Below are 23,991 nucleotides of genomic sequence, written 5' to 3'. Positions count from 1 at the left end.
CGGCATGGAGGGGGCTCCCGCGACAGGTTCCGTCCGCAAGCCATCCGCCCTCGCCGGCGGCCCCCAAAAGCGTGACTGGCCCCGTGGTCGCGGGGCGAGCACCAAGGGCCTGTTCCTCAAGGCGCTGGGCGCTTCGATCCGCGGCAATGTCGAGCGCGAATGGTTCGGCTCACCGCCGCATCGCGCCACCATCACCGGGCCGCGCCCGGTCGGCCTGGCCGCCCATCCGCACGACCCCCGCCCGCTCGACGCCGAACGTGGCCGGCAGTTGCTGGAGGGCGTGCTGGTGCTCGACGGCGGCGTGCTGCGCCTGGGCGAGACCGGCGACCCCTTCGACCAGCCCAGCCCCACCCGGCAATTCGCCATCGCCCTGCACGGCTTCGACTGGCTGCCGCACCTGATGGCGGCCGGCCCCGGCTCATCGCGCCTGGCCCTGCGGCTGCTGCAGGACTGGCGGCGGGTGTTCGGGACCTGGAACGGGTTCTCGTGGAGCGGCGAGCGCCTGGAACGCCGCACCTTCCACCTGGCCTGCGCCGCCAAGGCCCTGGCGCCCGAGGCCTCCGACGCCGAGATCTCGGCCATGGCCCTGGACATCGCTCGCGGAGCCCGCCAGTTGCTCAAGGCCTCGGACGCGCCGGACCGCAAGCTGGAGCGCGCCGTGGTGGCGACGATCGCCGGCTGCGCCCTGACCGGCAAGGCCAGCGACCGGCTGATGGCCGCCGGCCTCAAGAAGGTCATGGCCAGGCTCGACGCCATCGTCCTGCCCGACGGCGGCCACGCCAGCCGCTCGCCCGAGGCGGGGCTGGAACTGCTGTTCGACCTGCTGACCCTGGACGACGCCCTGGGCCAGCGCGGCCGGCCCGCGCCCGAGGCCCTGACCCGGGCCATCGACCGCCTGTCCTCGTCGGTGCGGTTCTTCACCCTGGCCGACGGCCACCTGGCGGCCTTCCAGGGCGGCGAGGCCGTGGAGCCGCGCCGGGTGGCCGCGGCCCTGGCCCATGACGACCACGGCCCGCGCCCGCCGCAGAGCGCGCCGCACGTCGGCTACCAGAAGATGCAGGGCGGCAGCATCCAGGTGATGGCCGACGCCGGCCCGCCGGCCACCCGCGTGCTCAGCGTCGCCGCCTGCGCCCAGCCGGCCGCCGTCGAGATCGTCTGCGGCAAGGACCGGCTGATCACCAGCTGCGGCTGGAGCCCGGAAGCCACCGGGGCCAACGCCTTCCGCCTGTCGGACGCCGCCTCCACCGTGTCGGTCGGCGACGGCTCGGCCGGGCGGCCGCTGTCGGGCTGGCGGGCCGAGGCGCTGGGCCCCTGGCTGGTCGACGGCGCGACGCAGGTCGAGGTCAAGCGCCACGACGTCGCCGACACCGGGGTGTGGCTGGACGTCGTCCACGACGGCTGGAAGCGCCTGGGCCTGACCCACGCCCGCCGCCTGTTCCTCGACCTCAAGGCCGACGAGCTGCGCGGCGAGGACAGCCTGATCCCCATCGTCGCCGGCGGCGAGGACGGCCCGCGCCGCTACCTGCCGTTCATGGTCAGCTTCCACCTCCACCCCGACGCCCGCGCCTCCCTGGCCCGCGACGGCAAGAGCGTGCTGATCAAGGGCCCGTCCAACGTCGGCTGGTGGCTGCGCAACGACGCGGTCGATGTGGCGATCGCGCCCTCGGCCCACTTCGACCACGGCCATGCGCGGCGGGCCGGCACCATCGTGCTGAAGAGCCAGGTGCGACCGGAAAAGGGCGCCAAGATCCGCTGGAAGCTGGCCCGGGCGACCGATCACTAGGGGCGAAGCCCTCCCCCTGCGGGGGAGGCGATCGCGCAGCGATCGGAGGGGGGAGTAATCGGCCGATGACCACGACCCGGATCGACGGCCCTCAGCTCCCCCCACCGGCCTTCGGCCGCCTCCCCCACAGGGGGAGGACCTAAGACCCACGCCGCATTGACTCCCCCGCCGACCCGCCTATTTTCCGCGCCGTTCGGGTGACTGGCGCTGGAGGTGGGCAACCACCGGGGAGCTCGAACCTATATCGCCGCGCGCCTGGGCTCCTTTTCGTCTTTTCACCAGACCCGGAGTCCCGCCGTGCCCGCCGCCCCCGACTATCCGTCCGCCCCCGATCTCGTCGCCCCCAAGCGCGCCCTGCTGTCGGTCTCCGACAAGACCGGCCTGGTCGAGGCCGCCCGGACCCTGCACGCGGCCGGCGTCGAGCTGGTCTCGACCGGCGGCACCAAGGCGGCGATCGCGGCGGCCGGCGTCCCGGTCAAGGACGTCTCGGACCTGACGGGCTTCCCGGAGATGATGGACGGCCGGGTCAAGACCCTGCACCCGATCGTCCACGGCGGGCTGCTGGGCGTGCGCGACGCCCCCGAACACGCCCAGGCCATGGCCGAGCACGGGATCGGCGGCATCGATATCCTCTATGTGAACCTCTATCCGTTCGAGGCCACCGTCGCGAAGGGCGGGACCTATGCCGAGTGCGTCGAGAACATCGACATCGGCGGCCCGGCCATGATCCGCTCGGCGGCCAAGAACCACGGCTATGTCGCCGTCTGCACCGATCCGTCGGACCTGGCCGAAGTGCTGGAAGCCCTGAAGGCCGGCGGCACGACCCTGGCCCTGCGCCAGACCCTGGCGGCCCGCGCCTATGCCCGCACGGCGGCCTATGACGCGGCCATCTCCACCTGGTTCGCCGCCCAGCTGGGCCAGGACTTCCCGGCCCGCAAGGCCATCGCCGGCGAGCTGCGCCAGGTGATGCGCTACGGCGAGAACCCGCACCAGAAGGCGGCCTTCTACGCCTTCCCGAACCCGCGCACGGGCGTGGCCACCGCCACCCAGCTGCAGGGCAAGGAACTGAGCTACAACAACATCAACGACACCGACGCGGCCTTCGAGCTGATCGCCGAGTTCGACCCCGCCCAGGGCCCGGCCGTGGCGATCATCAAGCACGCCAACCCCTGCGGCGTGGCGGTGGGCGGCAGCCAGCGCGAGGCCTATGAGCGGGCCCTGGCCTGCGACCCGACCTCGGCGTTCGGCGGCATCGTCGCCGTCAACAGCCGCCTGACCCGCGAGGCGGCGCTGGCGATGGTCGAGATTTTCACCGAGGTGGTGATCGCCCCGGAAGCCGATGACGACGCCGTCGCGGTGTTCGCCGCCAAGAAGAACCTGCGCCTGCTGGTGACCGGCGGCCTGCCCGACGCGCTGTCGACCGGCGACACCTTCAAGTCGGTGGCCGGCGGCTTCCTGGTGCAATCCCGGGATGACGCGCGGATCACCGCGAGCGACCTGAAGATCGTCACCCAGCGCCAGCCGACCGAGGAAGAAGTGCGCGACATGCTGTTCGCCTTCACGGTCGGCAAGCACGTCAAGTCCAACGCCATCGTCTACGCCCGCGCCGGCCAGACCCTGGGCGTCGGGGCCGGCCAGATGAACCGCAAGGACTCGGCCCGCATCGCCGCCCTGCGCGCCGCCGATTTCGGCCTGGACCTCAAGGGCTGCGCCTGCGCCTCGGAAGCCTTCTTCCCGTTCGCCGACGGCCTGATCCAGGCGGCGGAAGCCGGAGCCACGGCGATCATCCAGCCGGGCGGCTCGATGCGCGACGGCGAAGTCATCGAGGCCGCCGACAAGCTGGGTCTTACAATGGCCTTCACCGGCGTGCGAGTGTTCCGCCACTAGGAACGCGTAGCGAGAGACGACGCCATGCTCAGCGCCGCCATGACTTCCGCGAAATGGGGAGCCAAGATCGCCGACGCCTCGAAGGTCTTCAAACCTTCGGGCCCCGGCCCCTTTCCGGTGGCGCTGATCCTGCACGGCTGCGGCGGCAAGACCCCGTTCCTCGAGGACTACGCCAGGGTGGCCGTCCAGGCCGGCTACGCGGCGATCGTCGTCGACTCGTTCAAGCCGCGCGGCATGTCGAGCCTCGACGCCAAGCTGTTCGTCTGCACCGGCACGGTGCTGCAGGGGCTGAAGCGGTCGGGCGACATCTTCGCGGTGATGACCTGGCTGGAAAGCCAGCCCTGGGCCGACCACACCCGCCTGTTCCTGGCCGGCTGGAGCCATGGGGCCTGGTCGATCATGGACGGCTACGCGATCGGGGCGAACGCGGCCCGCGCCACCGGCGTCACCGACGCCGACCCGCTCAAGCTGCGGGCCCGGGTCAAGGGCGCCCTGCTGGTCTATCCCTATTCCAGCTACCCCTCGCTGACCTCCAGCCGGGGCTGGGGCGCCCAGGGGCCCAAGGTGTTCTCGGTGGTGGCCGGCAAGGACCAGGTGGTCGGCTGGAAGAACCCGCAAAAGGCGCTGGAGCGGCTGAAGCGCGACGGGCTGTCGGTCGACACGACCTTCTATCCCGACGCCACCCACGCCTTCGACGACAACCGGGCCAACGACCCGCGGGCCAGGTACCGTCCCGACCTGTTCGCCCAGACCCAGGACTATTTCGCCAAGGCGCTGCGCAGCGTCTAGGCCTCCACCGCGACCTTGGCCGGCTCCCGCCGCAGCGGCATCGGCCCGCGATAGGCCAGGCGCCACAGCCACTCCAGCGGCCCCATGGTGAAGCGCGCCATCCACCAGCGCGACCAGAGGATCTGCAGCGTCCAGATCGCCACGACGATCCCCGCCAGGGCCGGCCGGTCGACCTTGCCGAACAGGCCGGGGCCGCGTCCGCCGTAGAAGATCGCCGTCATCAGGATCGACTGGGTCAGATAGTTGGTGAAGGCCATCTGGCCGACCGGGGCCAGCGCCGCCGGGATCGCCTTCCAGACCTTGGCCCGCGCCGCCAGCACCATCAGCCCGACATAGCCGAGGCTGACCACCGGCGCGGTGGCGCTCTGCATCCAGCGGGCCAGGGCGCCCATCGCCCGGGGATGGTCGGGCAGGGTGGCGTAGAACGTCTCGGCGAAGCCGACGACCGCAAGGGTTCCGAGGCCCACGGCGACCAGGGCGCGATAGACCCCGATCGAGGCCTTGCCGCTCAGGACGCCCAGCTTGTAGAGGCCCATGCCGATCAGCATCAGCGACAGCACCAGCAACGGCCAGGTCGGCGGCCAATGGCTGAAGGAGCCGGCGACGAAATCGGCGTAGTCCTTGGCGTTCTGGACGAACGACTGGGTGAAGCCGCCGGCGTATTCGACGGTCTTGGCGTGGTTCTCGGCGGTGAACTTGGCCATCGCCGCGGCCGGCGGACCGCCGCCGCCCTTGGCCGCCTGCTGCAGGATGTTAAAGACGGTCCAGCCCGACAGGATCAGGTGCAGGCCGATCCCCGCCGCCAGCAGGCGCTTGGCCGGCCACGGCCTCGCCCACATGGCCAGCAGCCCGACCAGGGCGTAGGTGTGGAGCACGTCGCCCTGCCAGATCAGGAAGCCGTGGGCCAGGCCGATGGCCAGCAGGCTGACCAGGCGCAGGACCAGGATCCGGGTCCGCGAGCCGTCTCCCCCTTCGCCGCCGACCAGCAGCATCGAGGCGCCGAACAGCATCGCGAACAAGGAATAGAACTTCTGCTGGAAGAAGACCTGGGTGACCAGCCAGACCGCCACCGAGGCCGGCTGCTGGCCGTGCGGCCAATGGATCAGGCTGGTGCCGACCGCCTCGGGAACCGCCGCCAGCGGGATGTTGCAGAGCAGGATGCCCAGCACGGCCAGACCCCGGAGGGAATCCAGCATCGCGATACGGTCTTTGGTCATCACGCCCCCAGCGCCGCGCCCCCCGGCAAGCTGATCTTGACCCGGGATCGCGGCCGCAACAACCCTGGGTTTGACTACTTCTCGATCACGTCCGACAGGGCTTCCGGACCCTGGCGCGGCACGCCGGCCAGGACCGCCGCCCCGGCGATCATGAACAGGGCCGAGACCGCGACGGCGATGCGCTGGTCGCCGACCAGGCGGGTGCCGACGGCGATGACCAGCGGGGCCAGGAAGGCCGTGGCCTTGCCCGACAGGGCATAGAGCCCGAACCACCGCCCGCTCTCGCCGGCCGGGGCCAGCTGGGCCATCCAGGCCCGCAAGCTGGCCTGGGCCGGGCCGAAGGTCAGGCCGACGAACAGGGAAAAGCCGAGGAACACCCGCTCGGGCAAGCTGGAGAACAGGGCGCCGCCGGAAACCGGCGCGGCGACCGGCCATACGAAGAACAGGCTGTCGCGGCCCACGCAGCCGACCCCGAACGCGCCGAACAACACCACGCAGACGGCGATCAGCACCGTGGCCTTCGAGCCCAGCTTCTGGTCGACGCGGCCGCCGATGAAGGTGCCGATCCCGGCGGTGATCGACAGGGCGATGGCGTAGAGGCCCAGCTGGGTGGTGGTCCAGCCGAACAGGCCGGCCGCCAGCACGCCGCCAAAGGCGATGAAGCTGGAAATGCCGTCGCCGATCAGCATCCGGCCAATGAGAAAACGCGCCATCCACGGCTTGCCGGGCAGGGAGCGGATCGTCGACCACAGCTCGGCCAGCGGCTTCTTGGCGCCGGTCTGCGGCGGCCTGGGCGCGGTCAGGATCAGCGGCCAGGCGAACAGCAGGAACCACAGGGCCACCAGCGGGCCGACCATCCGGTCGGGCTCGTGCAACGCCTTCGACAGTCCCAGCATCGGGACCTGGGGCAGCGAAAAGCACAGCAGCACGATGAACAGCGAGATCAAGGCCCCGACATAGGCCAGGGCCCAGGCCGAGCCCGACAGCCGCCCCACCTCGCCCGGCTTGGCGACCAGCGGCAGCAGGGCGTTCATCACCGCGCTGCTCAGTTCGGCCGCGACGCCGGCGATCACCAGGCAGGCCAGGATCGGCAGGACGCGGTCCTGGGCGCCGGGCACGGCGAACCACAGGGCGGCGCTGGCGATGACGAAGGGAAAGGCCAGGCCGATCAGCCAGGCGCGCGGGTTGCGCCGGGCGTCGACCGAGGCGCCGACCAGCGGACTGAACACCGCGATCAGCAGGCCCGACACCGCCCCGGCATAGCCCAGCAGGCTCTGGCCCCGCGCCGCGTCGCCGACGAAACCGGCGGCAAAATAGGGGGTGAAGATGAAGGTGGCGATCAGCGCCCAGTAGGGCTGCTGGGCCCATTCGTAGAGCGCCCACGCGGCCCGCCGCCGATCGCCTCTGTCCATGGAAGATCCCCCCGAGTCTGATCGCTTATACGCGAAGCTTTTCGGGCTGGGGACACGCACATGTGCGTGTCCCCGATCGAGGGTCTAGCTGGCGCTCGCCAGCCCCCGCAGCGCCGCGTTGGCGATGGTCAGCTTGGCGAAGGTCCAGCCGCCGCCGGCCTGCTCGATATCCTCGACCGTGCGCTTGGCGGCGCGGACGGTGTCGGTGCGCAGGGCGGCCCAGGAGGTGGTCGCCGCCTTGGCCGAGGCCTCGTCGTCCCCGGCCTGGGCGTTGGCCGAGAACTTCAGCACCGCCTGGGTGATGGCCGTCTGCTCGCCGAGCATGTCCTCGATCAGCCGGCGCACGGCCAGCCGCTCGAAGGGGTCGCCGCCGACGAACGAGCCGGCCGCGCCGCGCAGGCGGTCGAAGCCGAAGGCCGCCCCGACCTGGTGGTAGAGCCGGGCGACGTTCTCGACCGGCCAGCTGGAGGCGTTGCCCAGGTCGACCAGGTCGGCCGCCGTGGTCAGGGGCTGCAGGGCGGCCACGGCCTGGGCCAGGGCTTCCGGCGCGCCGTCCGCCATGTAGACCTTGGCTCGCTTGGCCGAGGCCTTCTGCTCGAACGACGACAGGATGGCCGGGGTCAGGGCGCTGAGCGCCTTCACCGACGGGCCATAGGCCTCGACCAGCTTGGCGACCGCCAGCTTGTCGCGGAACGCCCGCCGGGCCAGCCAGAAGGTCAGGCTGCGCAGGGCGTAGGCCAGGGCCTTGTACAGCGCCGTCTGACCGGCGGCCGAGGCCTTGCCGTCCAGGGCCGAGACCTGGTCCCACAGGGCGTCGATCCCGAGAATCTGGCGGGCGGCGGCGAAGGCCGTGACCAGGGCGGTGGTGTCGCAGCCGGCGGCGGCTCGCAGGCGGCTCGGGAAGGTCGGGCCGCACATGTTGATCATCTGGTTGTCGAGCACCGTGGCGATGATCTCGCGCTTCAGCCGGTGACGCTGCATCTCGTCGGCATATTTGCCGAGCGCGGGCGGGAAATAGCCCAGCAGCGTCGCCTCGAACCACGGATCGTCCGGCGCTTCCGACGCGACGATGTCGTCGAACAGGTCGATCTTGCCATAGGCCAGCAGCACGGCCAGTTCCGGTCGGGTCAGGCCCTTGCCGGCCTTGGCGCGCTCGGACAGCACGGCGGCCTCGGGCAGGCCCTCGACCCGGCGGTCCAGCCGGCCCTTGGCCTCCAGCTCGGCCATGAACCGGGCGTGGGAATCGACCTCCGACACCGCGTCGCTTTCCATCAGCGTCAGGGCCAGGGTCTGGTCGTAGTTGTCCGCCAGGACGTGGCTCGCCACGTCGTCGGTCATGGTCGGCAGCAGCTGGTTGCGGCTGTCACGGGTCAGCTTGCCTCCGCGCTCCAGGATCCCGGTCAGGATCTTGATGTTGACCTCGTGGTCGGAGCTGTCGACCCCGGCCGAGTTGTCGATGGCGTCGGTGTTGATGTGGCCGCCCAGTTGCGCGAACTCGATGCGACCTGCTTGCGTGAGACCGAGGTTCGCCCCCTCGCCCACCACCTTGACCCGCAGGTCGGCGCCGTTGACGCGGATGGCGTCATTGGCCTTGTCGCCCGCCTCGGCCTGGCTCTCGCCCCTGGCCTTCACATAGGCGCCAATGCCGCCGAAATAGAGCAGCTCGGCCTTCGCCTTGAGGATCGCGGTGAGCAGTTCGTTGGGCGCGACGGTTTCCGCCTTGATCTCCAGCATCGCGCGGACTTCCGGCGACAGCGGGATCTGCTTGAGGGTGCGCGGGAACACCCCGCCGCCCTGGGAGATCAGGCTCTTGTCGTAGTCCTCCCACGACGAGCGCGGCAGCTTGAACATCCGGTCGCGCTCGGCCCACGAGACCGCCACGTCGGGATCGGGATCGAGGAAGATGTGGCGATGGTCGAAGGCGGCCAGAAGCCTGGTCTGCTTGGACAGCAGCATGCCGTTGCCGAACACGTCGCCGCTCATGTCGCCGACGCCGACCACGGTGAACGGCTCGGCCTGGATGTCCTTGCCCAGTTCGCGGAAGTGGCGCTTGACCGCTTCCCAGGCCCCGCGGGCGGTGATGCCCATGACCTTGTGGTCGTAGCCCACCGACCCACCCGAGGCGAAGGCGTCGCCCAGCCAGAAGCCGTAGTCCTCGGCCACGCCGTTGGCGATGTCGGAGAAGGTCGCCGTGCCCTTGTCGGCGGCGACGACCAGATAGGGGTCCTCGCCGTCATGGCTGATCACGCCGACCGGCGGCACGACCCTGTTGTCGGCGTCGATGTTGTCGGTGATGTCGAGCAGGCCCGACAGGAAGGTCTTGTAGGCGCGGATCGCCTCGGCCCGGATCGCGTCCGGCGTACCGCCGCGCGGCAGGTTCTTCGGGAAGAAGCCGCCCTTCGAGCCGACCGGCACGATCACCGCGTTCTTGACCTGCTGGGCCTTGACCAGGCCGAGCACCTCGGTGCGGAAGTCGTCGCGGCGATCCGACCAGCGCAGGCCGCCCCGGGCCACCGGGCCAAAGCGCAGGTGCACGCCCTCGACGTGCGGGGCCGAGACGTAGATCTCGCGATAGGGCTTGGGAGCGGGCAGGTCGTCCAGTTCCCGCGAGGCGATCTTGTAGCTGATATAGGGCTTGGGCTCGCCGTCCTCGCCCACCTGGAAGAAGTTGGTGCGCTGGATGGCGCCGACCAGGGCGGCGATGCGGCGCAGGACGCGGTCGGCGTCCAGGCTTTCCACCGCCTGCAGGGCCTCGCCGATCTTGGCCTCGACGGCCTTGGCCTGCTCTTCGCGGGCCTTGAGGTCGGCGCGCACGGCCGGGTCGAACTTGATGCGGAACAGGTCGAGGATCAGGCGGGTGACGCCGGGATTGTCCGACAGCGCCTGTTCCTGCACGCCCTGGCTGGGGTCGAGGCCCGTCTGCTGGCGGTAGCGGGCCAGGGCCCGGATCAGGGCGGCCTCGCGCCAGCCGACGCCCAGTTCCAGCACCAGGCGGTTGAAGCCGTCGCTCTCGGCGCGGCCGGTCCAGATGGCGACGAAGGCGGCCTCGAAGGCCGATTTCACGTCACCGAACGACAGGTGCTCGCCCTGTTCGTCGCGCAGGGTGAACTCGTGCACCCAGACCTTGCCGTGGACGCCCCCTACACTGGTATGGGCCGCCGGCGTCAGCTTGAAGCCGTCCTCGATCAGGGCCTTCAGCCCCATGTGCTCGAGGATCGGCAGCACGTCGGCCAGGGGCGCGGCGGCGCCCGGGCGGTAGAGCTTGAAGCGGAAGGTCAGCTTGTCGTCGTCGGCGTGGCGGAAGCCGCGCACGCGGACGGCCTCGCCCTCGGCCAGGTCGTCGATGACCGCGATGTCGGCCAGGGCCTCGGCGGCGTCGTACTGGTCGCGATAGCCGGGCGGGAAGGCGGTCAGGTAGCGGGCCAGGGTCTCGGCCACGCGGCCGGGGGCCCCGCCCTCGCGCACGGCGACCTCGAAGCGGTCTTCCCAGGTGCGGGCCGTCTCGGCGACGGCGGCCTCCAGGTCGGCCAGGTCCGGATTGCCGTGCTTGCCGGGCGTGACGCCCAGAACGTAGTGCACGCGGGCCAGCGGGGCGTCGGAGAAGCTGGGATAATAGGCCGAGACCCGACCCTCGAAGGCCTGGGCCAGAATCCTGCCGGCCCGTTCGCGGACGCCGGAATCGTAGCGCTCGCGCGGCACGAACATCAGCACCGAGATGAAGCGGTCGAACGGGTCGCGGCGGGCGAACAGCCGCACGCGCGGCCGGTCGTAGAGGTGCAGCACCCCCAGCGCCATGGTCAGCAGCTCGCCCTCGGGGATCTGGAACAGCTCGTCGCGCGGCCAGGTCTCGAGGATGTTGCGCAGCCTCTTGCCGTTGTGGCTGTCGGGGTCCTTGCCGGCCTGGTCGAGCACGTGCTCGACCTTGCGGCGGATCACCGGCACCTCGTGGGCGGGGGTCTCGTAGGCCTCGGCGGTGAACAGGCCGACGAAGCGGACCTCGCCCGACGCCTTGCCGTCGGCGCCGTACCGCCGCACGCCGACATAGTCCATGTAGCCGCGGCGGTGGACCTTGGAGCGCAGGTTCGACTTGGCCACCACCAGGGGCGCGCCCAGCAGCAGGTGGTCGCGGACCTGGGGCGACAGGATCGCCGGCTCGCTCTCGCGGCGCAGGACCGTGCGGGTCTGATCGCGCAGCACGCCCAGGCTGCCCTCGGGCTGGTACAGGGGCTCCTCGGCCGCGTAGCCGCCGTCGGCGGTGCGGGGATATTCGTAGACCCGGGCCCCCAGGAACACGAAGTGGTCGCCCTCCAGCCAGTCGAGGAAGGCCAGGCCCTCGGCCCGCTCGACCTCCGGGATGGCGACGGGCGAGTCGCGCAGGGCGTCGATCGTCCGGCGCATAAGCGCCTTCATGCCGTCGAAGTCGTCGACCGCCAGCTGGACGTCGGCCAGGGTCTCGCGGACGGCGGCGATCAGCGCCGCTTCGCGGTCCTCGCCCACCGGGGCCAGATAGACCTGGATCATCGAGCGGCGGCCGGTGGCGGTCTCGACCACCGGGTGGAACATGGCGCGGACCGAGAAGCCCTGTTCGGCGATGGCGCCCATGATGCTGTCGACCAGGAACGGGCGGTCGGGCTGGACGATCTCCAGCAGGTCGCTCTTCAGGTCGGTCCCGTCGGCGCGGCGAGCGCGGCGGATGCGCAGCGAGACGGGTTCGGAGGCGGTTTCGCCGAAGCGCCAGAAGTCGATCAGGCCGTGGGCGATGTCGTCGGCGGCGAAGCCCGGCAGTTCCTCGGCCGACCAGTCTTCCTGGGCCTGGGCGGCGAACTGGCGAAGCGGCTCGGTGAGCGCCCCCTGCCCCAGAGCCGCGCTGAAGGCCGAGATCAGGCCTTCCGATTGAGCTGCGGCCGCCTTGGGGTCAAGTTTTTCACCGACCATGGGATTCCCTCGCGAATTTTTGGCGACAACCTAGCCCGTTCAGGCCTGGTTTCAACCGCAACCGGAAAAAATGGGCGAATATCTTGCCGCGGCCATCCGGACACGGAAGCGCCGCCGGTGGGGGGGACCGGCGGCGCAGGCCCGTCGGGGGGCGACGGGCGGCTCCGCGTCGGACGCTCCGGAAAATCGGTCTGCGTCGCGCGGGGGTCGGCGTGGGGGGACACCGACAGGACCTAGATAGGAAGGCCATTTGGGATGTTAAGTCCCCTTGATCGAGTTCTATCGAGAAGCCGCCCGAACGCCGCGTTTTTTTGGCGCCGCGCCCGGCGGCGGCGTGTCCAGGGCCGCGCCGCTGGGGTCCCCGTCCTCCGACAGCAGGATGGCGATCCAGCGCGTGCCGTCGAACTGGGCCAGGATCAGCATCACCGCCACGGTCAGGGGCGTCGACAGGAACATGCCGGTGACGCCCCACAGGGCGCCCCAGACCGCCAGGGACAGCAGGACCACGGTCGGGTCCATGTTCAGGGTGTCGCCCTGCATGCGCGGCAGGATCACGTTGCCGACCACGAAATAGATGATCTCCAGCGCGATGAACAGGATCAGGGCCGGCCAGAAGCTGTGGGGGAACTGCACCAGGGCGAACAGCGGCGGCAGGATGCAGCCGATCGCCCCGCCGAGGATCGGGATATAGGCGGCGATGAAGATCAGGAAGGCCCAGAACATGGCGTTGTCCAGGCCGACCAGCATCATCACCGCCCAGGCGGCCACGGCGATGATCAGGCCGGTGACGGTCTGGATCCACAGGTACTGCTCGATGCCGTTGCGGATGCGCTGGAACAGCCGCACCGCGCCGTCGCGTTCGGCGTGGTGGGGGTAGAGGGCCACGATCTTGCGGCCGAAGCCGCGCCGCGAGGCGATGATGAAGCCCAGATAGATCAGCACCAGCACCGCGTTGGAGGCGAAGTTCTGCAGGCTCTGGGCGGCCGCCCCGGCGTAGCGGGTCGGGTTGAGCTGGTTGATCAGGTCGCCGATCGTCGGCGCCACCTTGACCCCGACCAGCGCGGCCACCTGGGCGATCACGTCGTTGAGGCGCGGCGCGTAGTCCCGCATCTGCCCGACGAAACTGGCGCCGTTGGCCGTCACCACCCAGACCGACAGGCCGAACATGGCGATCGACAGCAGGATGGCGCTGGGCAGGGCCAGGTCCTTGGGGAAGCGCGGCAGGCGCTGCACCAGCACCCGGGCGAAGCTGTCGATCATCACCGCCAGGAACACCGCCATGGCCAGCGGCGTGAGGATGCCGCGCATCCAGTACAGCGTCGCCCCCCCGGCGACGACCGCCAGGAACACCACGGCGTTGCGGCCGGTGATCGAGGGGGAAATGGACATCGGCGGTATCTCTCTCGAAAGGTCTGTAAAAGACTTGCGCCACATTGCGCGACGCGATTGGCGCGGCGCAAGGCCGAGGCTACGGTTAGACCCTCAATATGAAGGACGTTGCGTATGACCCTGGTGATCGGCGAAGGCGAAATCCTCATCGGGCTTAGCGAAGGGGGGGCGGGCGAGGGGCCCGTGACCCAGCGGCTTGACCGGTCCAACCGCCACGGCGTGGTGGCCGGCGCCACCGGCACCGGCAAGACCGTGACCCTGCAGGTGATGGCCCAGGCCTTCTCCGACGCCGGGGTGCCGGTGTTCGCCGCCGACGTGAAGGGCGATCTTTCGGGCATCGCCGCCCTGGGCGCGCCGAACGAGAAGATGCTGGCCCGCGCCGCCTCGATGGACCTGGCCCTGACCCCGGCCGCGCCGCCGACCATGTTCTGGGACCTGTTCGGCCAGAAAGGCCACCCGATCCGCACCACCATCTCCGAGATGGGCCCGGTGCTGCTGTCGCGGCTGCTGGAGCTGAACGACGTGCAGGAGGGCGTGCTGACCGTGGTCTTCCACGTCGCCGACAAGGACGGCCTGCTGCTGCTGGACCTCAAGGACCTGCAGGCGGCGCTGAAATACGTCGCCGACCACGCCGCCGACATCGGCACCCAGTACGGCAACGTCGCCCCGGCCACGGTCGGCTCGATCCAGCGCAAGCTGCTGACCCTGCAGAGCCAGGGGGCCGAGAACTTCTTCGGCGAGCCGGCCCTGAAGCTGACCGACATCATGCGCACCGACGTGGCCGGCCGCGGCTATGTGAACATCCTGGCCGCCGACACGCTGATCCAGTCGCCCAAGCTCTATTCCACCTTCCTGCTGTGGCTGCTGTCGGAGCTGTTCGAGGAGCTGCCCGAGGTTGGCGATCCGGACAAGCCCAAGCTGGTGTTCTTCTTCGACGAGGCCCACCTGCTGTTCAACGACGCCGAGAAGCCGCTGCTGGAGAAGATCGAGCAGGTCGTGCGGCTGATCCGTTCGAAGGGCGTGGGCATCTATTTCGTCACCCAGAACCCGGCCGACATCCCCGACGCGGTGCTGGGTCAGCTGGGGGCGCGCGTCCAGCACGCCCTGCGCGCCTACACCCCCGCCGACCAGAAGGGCCTGCGGGCCGCGGCCCAGTCGTTCCGGGTCAACGCCGCCTTCGACACCGCCGAGACCATCCAGGCCCTGGGGGTCGGCGAGGCCCTGGTCTCGACCCTGGACGCCAAGGGCGCGCCCTGCGTGGTGCAGAAGACCTTGATCCGCCCGCCGGCCTCGCGCCTGGGTCCGCTGACGCCCGAGGAGCGCACGGCCCTGATCGCCAAGAGCCCGGTCGCCGGCCTGTATGACACCACCCTGGACCGCGCCTCGGCCTACGAGACGCTGCAAGGCCGCGCGGCCCAGGCCCAGCAGCAGGCCGACGCGGCCGCCGACCAGGCCGAGCTGGAGCGCCAGAACGCGGCGGCGGAAAAGGTTCGCGAACGCGAAGCGGCCCAGGCCGCCCGCGCGGCGCCCAAGCCCCGCGCCTCCAGCCGTCAGTCGATGGGCGAGACCTTCGCCAAGTCGTTGCTGCGCACCCTGGCCAGCCAGGCTGGTCGCGAGATCATGCGCGGGGTCCTGGGCGGGCTGACGCGGCGGCGGTAGGCGCGACGATCAGGCCGCGTCGCGATCGGCCGCCTTGGCCTTCTCCGCGCCGGCCTCTTCCGCCTCGGCCGCGAGCGCCTTGCGCTTCTTGGGCGCGACGGCGGCCACGCTGGCCAGGGTCCAGGCCGACAGGGTGTCGACCGGGGCCGGGCGGCCGATCGCGTAGCCCTGCAGTTCGGCGCAGTCCTCGCCGCGCAGGAAATCGATCTGTTCCTGGGTCTCGACGCCCTCGGCGACGCACGGGATGTCCAGGCTGCGGCCCAGGCCCAGCACGGCGCGGACGATCACCGTCGCCCGGTCGTGGCGGTGGATGTTCTCGACGAAACTCTTGTCGATCTTGATCTTGTCGAACGGGAACGACTGCAGGGTCGACAGCGACGAGAAGCCGGTGCCGAAGTCGTCCATGGCGATGCGCACGCCCAGCGCCTTCAGCCGGCGCAGGTTGTCGAGCGCGCGCTGATAGTCCTTGAACAGGGCGCTCTCGGTGACCTCCAGCTCCAGCCGCTTGGGGGCCAGCCCCGTCTGGATCAGGATCTCGTGCACGACGGTCGGCAGGTTGGGCTGGTTCAGCTGCAGCGGCGACAGGTTGACGGCGATGCGCAGCGGACGCTCCCAGGTGACGGCGTCGGCGCAGGCGCGACGCAGCACCCACTCGCCCAGCTGGGTGATCAGGCCGTTTTCCTCGGCGATCGGGATGAACTCCAGCGGCGGGATCATGCCGCGCACCGGATGGTTCCAGCGCACCAGGGCCTCGAAGCCGCAGACCACGCCGTCCGACGCCGTGGCCAAGGGCTGGTAATGGACGACCAGGTCCTCGTCGATGATCGCCTGGCGCAGTTCCCGCGCCATGGTCCGGCGTTCGCGGATCGACTCGTCCATCTCGCGCTTGAAGAAGCGATAGGCCCCGCGACCGCTTTCCTTGGCGCGATAGAGCGCCATGTCGGCGTTGGCCAGCAGGGCCTCGGCGGTGCGCCCGTCATCGGGGAACAGCGAGACCCCCAGGCTGGCGCCCATGATCAGGTCCTGACCTTCGTAGGTCGCGGGCGCCGACAGCGCCTCCAGCAGATGGCCGGCCAGCTCGGCGGCCGCGCCCGGCTGGTCGCCGGCGGCGATCTGGACGACGATGAATTCGTCGCCGCCCAGGCGGGCGGCGAAGGACGGCGCGGTCACCGAATCCTGCAGACGGCGAGCGGTCTCGACCAGCAGGGCGTCGCCCGCCAGGTGACCGTGCAGGTCGTTGGCTTCCTTGAAATGGTCCAGGTCGATGCAGACCAGCGACAGGCTCTCGCCCGAGGCCTCGACCCGGTCCAGGGCCGCGGCCAGGCGGGTCTGCAGCGAATTGCGATTGGGCAGGCCGGTCAGGCCGTCGTGGTCGGCCAGGTAGCGGATCTTCTCCTCGGCCGAGCGGCGCTCGCGCAGGTCGCGGACCGCCAGGACGGTGAGGCCCGAGGTCTCGCGGCGCGCGCCGTCGTCCATCAGGCGGGAGAACACCTCGATGGGAATCTGCCGGCCGCCGTCGACCGGTTGCAGCGCGCCTTCGCGACGCACGTCCTCGCGGGTCGGGGCCGCGGTGTCGAAGGTCAGCAGGTTCGAGACCGGCGTGCCCAGCAAGGCGTCCAGTTCGACCCCGGCCAGTTCGCAGAAGGCGGCGTTGGCGTCGTTGATGAGGCCGTCCTGGACGACGATGATGCCTTCGTAGGCGGCGTTGGCCAGGCGGCGGATACGGTCCAGGGCCGAGCGGCTGGTCTGGGATTCGATGGCCACGGCGCCCAGGCCGCCAAGGATGATCATGCCGGTGATCGAGGTCACCGCCAGGGTCAGGATGGCGCCCGACAACATCTGATCGGGCACGACGATGGCGGGGTCGGGGACGATGGTGATCGCGCCCATGCCGACGAAGTGCAGGGCGCAGACGCCGACCGTCAGCACCAGGCCGCCGCCGACCTGCTTGAGCAGGGAGCGGGCGCGTCCGCCCACGGTCAGGGCCAGGGCGGCGCCGCAGACGCCCAGCAGCACCGAAACCGCCACGGTGGCCTGTTCCCACTGCACGAAGCCCTGGGTCACGAAGGCCGACATGCCGGTGTAGTGCATCGCCGCGACGCCCATGCCCAGGATCAGGCCCCCGGCGAAGTCGTTGGTGCGGGTGCGCTGGGCCGAGGCCACGGCGAAGCCGCCGGCCATGAACATCACCGAGATCATCAGCGACAGCAGGGTGCCGCTCGGGCTGTAACCGGTCTTCAGGCCGGGGTCGTAGGCGACCATGGCGATGAAGTGGGTGGCCCAGACGCCCGATCCCGACACCAGGCCGGTCAGCAGAAGCCAGGCGGCCCGCACCACGCCCGTGGCGCCGCGCATGCGTGAATAGAGCCGAAACGCCGTGAAGCAGGCGGCGAAACAGATCAGGCCGGCGACGACGACCAGACGAAGGTCATGCTCCGTCGTCAGGCAGGTCAAAACCTTCAACACACACAGGTCCCCCAGGGAATTCCTGCTAGCAATAACGGTGAAGGTGCAAAAAAAGCGTTTCGCGAAATACGCGCTATCGGCGTGCGACCGCCGGAGTTGCAACCTGGCTGGCCCGCCCGGAATGCCAGTGCCAGGCGCTGCCCAGGATGGCGTCCAGATCGCGGGTCGGCGACCATCCCAGGCGCTGACGGGCCAGGGCGTTGTCGCTGACCAGCTCCGGCGCGTCGCCCAGCCGGCGCGGCGCGTTGATCACCGGCAGGGACCGGCCCGACACCCGCTCGACGCCGGCGATCATCTCGCGGACGGTCGTGCCGTGGCCCGTGCCCAGGTTGAACATCGCCGCCTCGCCGCCGCCCAGCAGGTGACGCAGGGCCAGGAGGTGGGCGTCGGCCAGGTCGAGCACGTGGACGTAGTCGCGCACGGCGGTGCCGTCGCGGGTGTCGTAGTCGTCGCCGAAGATCGTGAAATGCTCCCGACGCCCCAGGGCCGCGTCGATGGCCAGGGGGATGGCGTGGGTCTCGGGCTCGTGCCACTCGCCGATGCGGCCCTCGGGATCGGCCCCGGCCGCGTTGAAGTAGCGGAGGACCGCGCTGCGGAAGCCGACATAGCGCGCGTAATCGGCCAAGGCCTGTTCGACCATCAGCTTGCTGCGGCCGTAGGGATTGAGCGGGTTCTGCGGATGGTCCTCGGCCATCGGCAGGCGGATCGGGTCGCCGAAGGTGGCGCAGGTCGAGGAGAACACCAGGGCCTCGACGCCGGCCCGCCGGGTCGCCTCGATCAGCGAGATCGCCCCGCCGACGTTGTTGTCGAAGAACTTGCCCGGGTTCCTGGTGGATTCCCCCACCTCGATGCTGGCGGCGAAGTGCAGCACGGCCACCGGCTTGTGAGCGGCGAACACCGCGTCCAGGCGTGCGCCGTCGCGGATGTCGCCCTGCTCGAAGGGCCCCCACTGCACGTGCTCGCGGTGACCGTTGGACAGGTCGTCGAACACCACGGGCAGGAAGCCCTCCTGCGCCAGGCGCAGGCAGGTGTGCGATCCGACATAGCCGGCGCCGCCGGCCACCAATACGGTCTGCATCAGAAGGTCTCCGTCCTTGACGGGAGGATGACGAGGTTCGCCGCCGCCCGCCAGCCTAGGACGGCGGTTCGGTCGCCGCCTTGAGGCGCGACAGCCGGTGCTCGCGCACGCTGATATAGAGGGTCGAGGCCACGACGATGGCCGCGCCGGCCAGCACGGCCGGACTGGGCGTCTCGTGGAACAGCAGGAAGCCGGCGGCCACCGCGAACACCAGGCGGGTATAGTCGATGGGCGCCATCACCGCCGCCTCGCCGGCCTCCATGCCCTTGATGTAGCAGCCCTGGGTCAGGGTGCCGATCACCCCCATCAGGGCCAGCAGGCCGAGGTCGGGCAGGCTGGGCCAGCGCCAGACGAACAGGGCCGGCGGGATCGAGAACACCAGGCCCAGGCCCGCCGCATAGACCAGCAGGGTGAAGGGCGAGTGGTCGCGGGTCATCACCTTCATGCCGGTGATGGTCAGGGCGAACAGCAGGGCCGAGGCCAGGGCGGCCGCCTGCGGCCAGCCCAGCCAGTGGGCGCCGTCTCCACCCGGCTTGAGCATGATCAGCACGCCGAGAAAACCGACCAGGGCGGCGGCCACGCGCATCGGGCCCAGCGGCTCGCGCAGCACCAGGGCCGCCAGCGGCACGAGCCACAGGGTGCGGGTGAACGACAGGGCGTTGGCGTCGGCCAGCGGCAGTTCCTGATAGGCGTAGAAGGCCAGGATCATCGCCAGCACCCCGGCGCTGGAGCGGAAGATCAGGATGCCCGGCCGCGTGGTCCGCAATGCCCCGCGCCAGTCGCGCGCCACCAGGGGCAGCAGCACGATCACCCCGGCCAGCTGGCGATAGAAGGTCTGAAGGGCGGCCGGATAGCCCGCCCCCAGATATTTGATCAGGGTGGTCATGGCGGTGAACAGCACCGCCGAGGCCAGCATCCACAGCGCGCCGCGCAGGTTGGGGGTCAGCCGGGCCCCGAACCCGCGCCCGGCCGCCAGCAGGCTCACGACCTTGCCGTGATGGGTGGGGTCGCCGTCATGCGTGGGCTTGCGAGGCGATCACCGCCGCCCGCATCTGCTCGGCCTGCTCCGGCGTGATGCCCATCGCCGACAGCAGCGGCGACGGCGCGGTGGAATCCCAGCTGCTGCGACCGCCGATGGTCAGGCCGCCGTCGACCACGATGTGCGTGCCGGTGACGAACTCGGAGTCGTCGCTGGCCAGGTAGAGGGCGGCGCGGGCGATGTCCTCGGGCAGGCCGGACTTGGGGACCGGCTGGATCTTGGGGCCGACCTCGGCGACGCGGGCGGCCATCTGGTCGGCGACCTCGCGCGGCAGGCCCATCGAGGCCCCGAAGATCGAGGTGGCGATCAGGCCCGGGCAGATGGCGTTGACCCGGATCTTCTGCGGCGACAGCTCGGCCGCCGCGCAGCGGCTGAGGTGGATCACCGCGCATTTGGCGGTGGAATAGGCCAGCGGCCCGAACCCGGCCTGCAGGCCGGCGATCGAGGCGGTGTTGATGACGCTGCCGCCACCCCGCGCCAGCATCAGCGGCAGGGCGTGCTTCATGCCCAGCACCGGACCGCGCAGCAGCAGGGCGAAGGTGGCGTCCCAGCCCTCGGCGGTCATGTCGGCCACGCCGTTGGGCGCGCCGCCGTGGCCGGCGTTGTTGAACAGGATGTCGAGGCCGCCGAAGGCCTCCTGGGCCAGGGCCATGGTCGCGGCGATCTGGGCCTCGTCGGTGACGTCGCAGCGCGAGAACCGGACCTTGTCGGGGAAGCGCCGCTCGAGGATCGCGCCCTTCTCGGCCTGCAGGTCGGCCGCCACGACGCACGCGCCTTCGGCCACGAACAGTTCGACCGCCCCCAGCCCGATGCCCGAACATCCGCCGGTGATCACCGCAACCTTGCCGTCCAGACGTCCCGTCATGCGTCGCTCCCATAGCCTCGCGCGGCCTCTGGGATCGGGCCGCTACGCTAGGCGCGGCCATCCTGGCGCGCCGGAGCGCGCCTGGCTAGGGATAAGTGAACAACGTTCAGGCTTGTTGGCGGGCCTGCTGGCGAACGGGCGTCGTCGTCAGGCGGTTGACCACCAGGCTGGCCAGCAGCCAGAGCGCGCAGGGCAACAGCAGCACAGCCCAGGCCAGGACCAGGCCAGCCAGGCCAAGGATCGCCGCGACGCGTTGCAGAATGCCCGGACGTTCGATCTTCACGGCTGGCGGCGGCAGATAAATCTTCAAGCTCATCGTCCCCCCAGACTGTCAGAGCGCGCCAAATCGGCCGCTCGCGTATATTCGGCGCGAGCGGTGTCGGAAGCCTTACGAGAAACCGCCTGTCTCACAAGGGCTTTTCGCAGGTCGTGCAGGGCCGGGCCCATCAGGTGCCACGGTTCCAGGCAGTAGCGGGTGAACAGGCGCTGCGGATCGACCATCAGCCGGAACAGCCACTCCATGCCCACCTGTCCCATCCAGCGGGGCGAAGGGCGCTGGACGCCGGCCTCGTAGTCGAAGGCCCCGCCGACCGTGAAGGTGACGCAGGGTCCCAGCTGGGCCTGGTTCTCCAGAACCCAGACCTCCTGGCGCGGCATGCCCATGCCGACCAGCACGATGTCGGGCTTGTAGGCCTGGATCAGCTCGACCACCGCCTGGTTCTCGATCCCGTCCTGGGTCACGTCGAAATAGCCGTGGTGGGTCTCGATCTGGGCGCCCGGCCAATCGGCCCGGATGCGGTCGACGGCCTGCTCGCCGACGCCCGGCGCGCCGCCGACGAAGAACACCTTCCAGTTCTCGGCGATCGCGCGCTCCCAGAAGGCGTCGCGCCAGTCGAGATAGGTGCAGCGATGGAACCGCCGGCTGGCCCGGCCGACGATGCGGGCCCAGAAGATCAGCGGCACCGAGTCGACCTCGATCAGGTCGGACCGCTGGTAGAACTCGGCGATCTTCTCGTCCTTGCGGATCAGATAGAGGCTGTGGAGGTTGTGGTTGGCGACGATCGCCCCTTCCCGCGCGGCGATCTTGCCGGCCACGAAGTGGAAGACCTCCTCCGGCCGGACAAGGTCCATCGCGCCGCCCAGAACGCGCACCCGCTCTTCAGGGCGCCGGCTCAGGCGAAAAGGTCGACGCGCCTCGGGAGAGAACGCGTCGCGTGCGGGTAGGAACATCTGAACGCCGCCTCCGACTATTCGAAGGACGACTTCTAGAGCAACAGCGTTATATGTTTGCCAATAAGGATCCTTAGCAGGATTTAACCTTGAACACTTGGTTTATAGACTGTTCACCATTATTGGACGACAGGGGACACACACTCACGGCGCGATCTCAGCCAGATAGACCACGGCCTTGCCGTGAGCGTGCGTCCCCAATCTCATCCCCTAGTCGTTGACCACCACGACCTTGCCCATCGCCTTGCGGCTGGCCAGGTGGGCGATGGCGTCGCCGGCCTTGGCCAGGGGGAAGCGCTCGGACACGTGCGGCCTGATCTTGCCCTCGGCATAGAGGCCCATCAGGTCCTTGACGTTCTGGACGTGCAGCTTGGGCTCGCGGGCCACCGAGGCGCCCCAGAACACCCCGCGGATGTCGCAGGACTTCAGCAGGGTCAGGTTCAGCGGGATCTTCGGGATGCCCGACGGGAAGCCGATGACCAGGAAGCGGCCGTTCCAGCCGGCCGCCCGGATGGTGGCTTCCGAATAGTCGCCGCCAACCGCGTCATAGGCCACGTCCCAGCCATTGGGGCCGCAGGCCTCCTTGATCAGGTTGGCCAGGGCCTTCTGGCCGTCCTTGTCGAACGGACCGCGCGGATAGACCACGCCGGCGTCGGCGCCGTGGGCGATGGCCAGGTCGACCTTCTCCTGGCTGGAGGCGGCGGCGACGACGCGGGCGCCAGCCGCCTTGGCCAGTTCGACGGCCGCCAGGCCGACGCCGCCGGCCGCGCCCAGCACCAGCACGGTCTCGCCGGCCTTCAGCTGGCCGCGGTCCTTCAGGGCGTAATACGAGGTGCCGTAGGTCAGGATGAAGGCGGCGGCCTCGTCGAAAGGCATGGAGTCGGGGATCGGCGTGCAGCGCACGGCGTCGACCAGCAGCTTCTCGGCCATGCCGCCGTGGCCGCTCGAGGCCAGCACCCGCTGGCCGACCTTCAGGGTGGTGACCCCCTCGCCGAGCGACTCGACCACTCCGGACACCTCGCCGCCGGGCGCGAACGGGCGCTGCGGCTTGAACTGGTACTTGTCCTCGATGATCAGCACGTCGGGATAGTTGACGCCGCAGGCCTTGACCGCCAGCACCACCTGGCCGGGGCCGGCGACGGGGTCGGGAAGCTCCTCCAGCACCAGGGTCTCGGGTCCGCCGACCGCCTTGCTGAGCACCGCCTTCATCTCGCTTCTCCCGTCATTTGTCTTTAAGAGCGCGGACGCTAGCGCAGGGCGCCGGACCAAGGAAGCGGAATGTCAAACAAACGTTTTAGTCTCGCCCTGCACGGCGGCGCCGGCTCCGCCCCGGGCCACGACTACGGCGTCGAGATCGCCCACATGCGCGGCCTGGTCGAGGCGGCCCGCGACCGGCTGGCGGCGGGGGCCAGCGCCCTGGACGTCGCCGTCGAGACCGTCGTCGCCCTGGAGGCCAGCGGCCTCTACATCGCCGGCAAGGGCGCCTCGCCCAACGCCGCCGGCGCCTATGAACTGGACGCCTGCCTGATGGACGGGCCCACCGGCCGGGCCGGCTCGATCGCCGCCCTGCAGGGCTTCGAGAGCCCGATCCTCGCCGCCCGGGCGGTGATGGAAAAGACGCCTCACGTGATGCTGGCCGGCGAGGGGGCGATGGCCTTCGCGCGCGCCCAGGGGCTGAAGGAGATCGCGGACCCGGCCAATTGGTTCACCCAGGCCGGGGCGTTCGAGTCCAACCACCCGCCGGAATTGCCGACCGGCACCGTCGGCTGCGTGGTCCGCGACGCTGAAGGCCGGCTGGCGGCGGCGACCTCGACGGCGGGGGTGTTCGGAAAGATGCCGGGCCGGGTCGGGGATTCGCCGATCATCGGGGCCGGGGCCTGGGCCGACGACCATGCGGCGGTGTCGTGCACCGGCCAGGGCGAATACTTCATCCGCACCGCCGCGGCCGTGCAGATCGCCCACCGCATGCGGTTCGGCGGCGAGAGCCTGGAGAGCGCGGCGGCGGCGGCGATCGCCGGGGTCGCGGCTCTGGGCGGCGACGGCGGGCTGATCGCGGTGGACCGGGACGGCAATGTCAGCATGCCGTTCGCCTCCGACGGGGTTAAGCGCGCGGCGTTGCTGCCGGACGGGACGGTGTTCAGCGCGGCGTTCTGAGGCCGCCGCTTCGGGCGCGACTTCACGCTCACGCGCCGAACGGCTGCGATGGCGATGGGAAGGGTCGCGGAGCGTCCGGGCCTCGCCC

16 protein-coding genes and 1 riboswitch are annotated in these 23,991 nt (G+C 70.3%); of the genes, 5 read left to right on the top strand and 11 right to left on the bottom strand.

Annotated elements, in window-relative coordinates:
- Nucleotides 1–4: 4 nt before the first annotated feature.
- The 3 genes from PMI01_RS20455 (at nucleotide 5) to PMI01_RS20445 (ending at nucleotide 4,459) form a co-directional block, all read left to right on the top strand.
- Entirely contained in the window at nucleotides 5–1,783 is a 1,779-nt protein-coding gene (locus tag PMI01_RS20455; RefSeq protein WP_007673475.1) for a heparinase II/III family protein, read from the top strand.
- A 187-nt stretch (nucleotides 1,784–1,970) separates the two neighbouring features.
- A riboswitch (ZMP/ZTP riboswitch) is annotated at nucleotides 1,971–2,051 on the top strand.
- 29 nt (nucleotides 2,052–2,080) lie between these two features.
- Nucleotides 2,081–3,670: a bifunctional phosphoribosylaminoimidazolecarboxamide formyltransferase/IMP cyclohydrolase gene (gene purH, locus PMI01_RS20450; protein ID WP_007673473.1), complete on the top strand. Its 1,590-nt coding sequence runs from the start codon at nucleotides 2,081–2,083 to the stop codon at nucleotides 3,668–3,670.
- Nucleotides 3,671–3,694: 24 nt separating this feature from the next.
- Nucleotides 3,695–4,459, top strand: a complete 765-nt coding sequence (locus PMI01_RS20445) for a dienelactone hydrolase family protein (protein ID WP_007673470.1) — start codon at nucleotides 3,695–3,697, stop codon at nucleotides 4,457–4,459.
- Here the strand turns inward: PMI01_RS20445 and PMI01_RS20440 are convergent.
- The 4 genes from PMI01_RS20440 to PMI01_RS20425 all read right to left on the bottom strand — a co-directional run bounded on the left by PMI01_RS20440 (nucleotide 4,456) and on the right by PMI01_RS20425 (nucleotide 13,412).
- Nucleotides 4,456–5,676 (bottom strand): DUF418 domain-containing protein, encoded by a 1,221-nt coding sequence (locus PMI01_RS20440; protein WP_007673469.1) that lies wholly within the window; start codon nucleotides 5,674–5,676, stop codon nucleotides 4,456–4,458. The genes PMI01_RS20445 and PMI01_RS20440 overlap by 4 nt on opposite strands.
- A gap of 74 nt (nucleotides 5,677–5,750) precedes the next feature.
- A complete protein-coding gene (locus PMI01_RS20435; RefSeq protein ID WP_007673468.1) occupies nucleotides 5,751–7,088 on the bottom strand; it encodes an MFS transporter in 1,338 nt (445 codons plus the stop codon).
- A gap of 84 nt (nucleotides 7,089–7,172) precedes the next feature.
- The gene (locus PMI01_RS20430; RefSeq protein ID WP_007673467.1) at nucleotides 7,173–12,023 is read right to left on the bottom strand and encodes an NAD-glutamate dehydrogenase; all 4,851 of its coding nucleotides are present in this window, start codon (nucleotides 12,021–12,023) and stop codon (nucleotides 7,173–7,175) included.
- 279 nt (nucleotides 12,024–12,302) lie between these two features.
- Nucleotides 12,303–13,412 (bottom strand): AI-2E family transporter, encoded by a 1,110-nt coding sequence (locus PMI01_RS20425; RefSeq protein ID WP_007673466.1) that lies wholly within the window; start codon nucleotides 13,410–13,412, stop codon nucleotides 12,303–12,305.
- Nucleotides 13,413–13,526: 114 nt separating this feature from the next.
- On the opposite strand from PMI01_RS20425, the gene PMI01_RS20420 reads away from it, so the two are divergent.
- A complete protein-coding gene (locus PMI01_RS20420; protein WP_007673464.1) occupies nucleotides 13,527–15,071 on the top strand; it encodes a helicase HerA-like domain-containing protein in 1,545 nt (514 codons plus the stop codon).
- Between the two features lie 9 nt (nucleotides 15,072–15,080).
- On the opposite strand, the gene PMI01_RS20415 is transcribed toward PMI01_RS20420, so the two are convergent.
- The 7 genes from PMI01_RS20415 to PMI01_RS20385 all read right to left on the bottom strand — a co-directional run bounded on the left by PMI01_RS20415 (nucleotide 15,081) and on the right by PMI01_RS20385 (nucleotide 22,958).
- Complete coding sequence (locus tag PMI01_RS20415) at nucleotides 15,081–17,570, bottom strand: bifunctional diguanylate cyclase/phosphodiesterase (protein WP_051990003.1); 2,490 nt, start codon at nucleotides 17,568–17,570, stop codon at nucleotides 15,081–15,083.
- A 40-nt stretch (nucleotides 17,571–17,610) separates the two neighbouring features.
- Nucleotides 17,611–18,615, bottom strand: a complete 1,005-nt coding sequence (gene galE, locus PMI01_RS20410) for a UDP-glucose 4-epimerase GalE (protein ID WP_007673460.1) — start codon at nucleotides 18,613–18,615, stop codon at nucleotides 17,611–17,613.
- 55 nt (nucleotides 18,616–18,670) lie between these two features.
- Nucleotides 18,671–19,591 (bottom strand): DMT family transporter, encoded by a 921-nt coding sequence (locus PMI01_RS20405; protein WP_369744156.1) that lies wholly within the window; start codon nucleotides 19,589–19,591, stop codon nucleotides 18,671–18,673.
- A 37-nt stretch (nucleotides 19,592–19,628) separates the two neighbouring features.
- Entirely contained in the window at nucleotides 19,629–20,519 is an 891-nt protein-coding gene (locus PMI01_RS20400; RefSeq protein ID WP_007673456.1) for an SDR family NAD(P)-dependent oxidoreductase, read from the bottom strand.
- 106 nt (nucleotides 20,520–20,625) lie between these two features.
- Nucleotides 20,626–20,835, bottom strand: a complete 210-nt coding sequence (locus PMI01_RS20395) for a hypothetical protein (RefSeq protein WP_007673454.1) — start codon at nucleotides 20,833–20,835, stop codon at nucleotides 20,626–20,628.
- The gene (locus PMI01_RS20390) at nucleotides 20,832–21,749 is read right to left on the bottom strand and encodes a WecB/TagA/CpsF family glycosyltransferase (RefSeq protein WP_007673453.1); all 918 of its coding nucleotides are present in this window, start codon (nucleotides 21,747–21,749) and stop codon (nucleotides 20,832–20,834) included. Before PMI01_RS20390 ends, PMI01_RS20395 begins: the two co-directional genes overlap by 4 nt.
- 210 nt (nucleotides 21,750–21,959) lie before the next feature.
- Nucleotides 21,960–22,958 carry an NADPH:quinone oxidoreductase family protein gene (locus PMI01_RS20385; RefSeq protein WP_007673451.1) on the bottom strand — a complete coding sequence of 333 codons (999 nt, stop codon included), beginning with the start codon at nucleotides 22,956–22,958 and terminating at the stop codon, nucleotides 21,960–21,962.
- Nucleotides 22,959–23,027: 69 nt separating this feature from the next.
- Between PMI01_RS20385 and PMI01_RS20380 the strand changes: the two genes are divergently transcribed.
- Nucleotides 23,028–23,903, top strand: coding sequence for an isoaspartyl peptidase/L-asparaginase family protein (locus PMI01_RS20380; protein ID WP_007673449.1), 876 nt, complete (start codon nucleotides 23,028–23,030; stop codon nucleotides 23,901–23,903).
- The last annotated feature ends 88 nt before the right edge of the window (nucleotides 23,904–23,991 follow it).

Source organism: Caulobacter sp. AP07 (genome assembly GCF_000281955.1).
Lineage (GTDB): Bacteria > Pseudomonadota > Alphaproteobacteria > Caulobacterales > Caulobacteraceae > Caulobacter.
The sequence above is the reverse complement of the archived record's forward strand: the minus strand, read 5'-3'. Positions and strand labels throughout refer to the sequence as shown.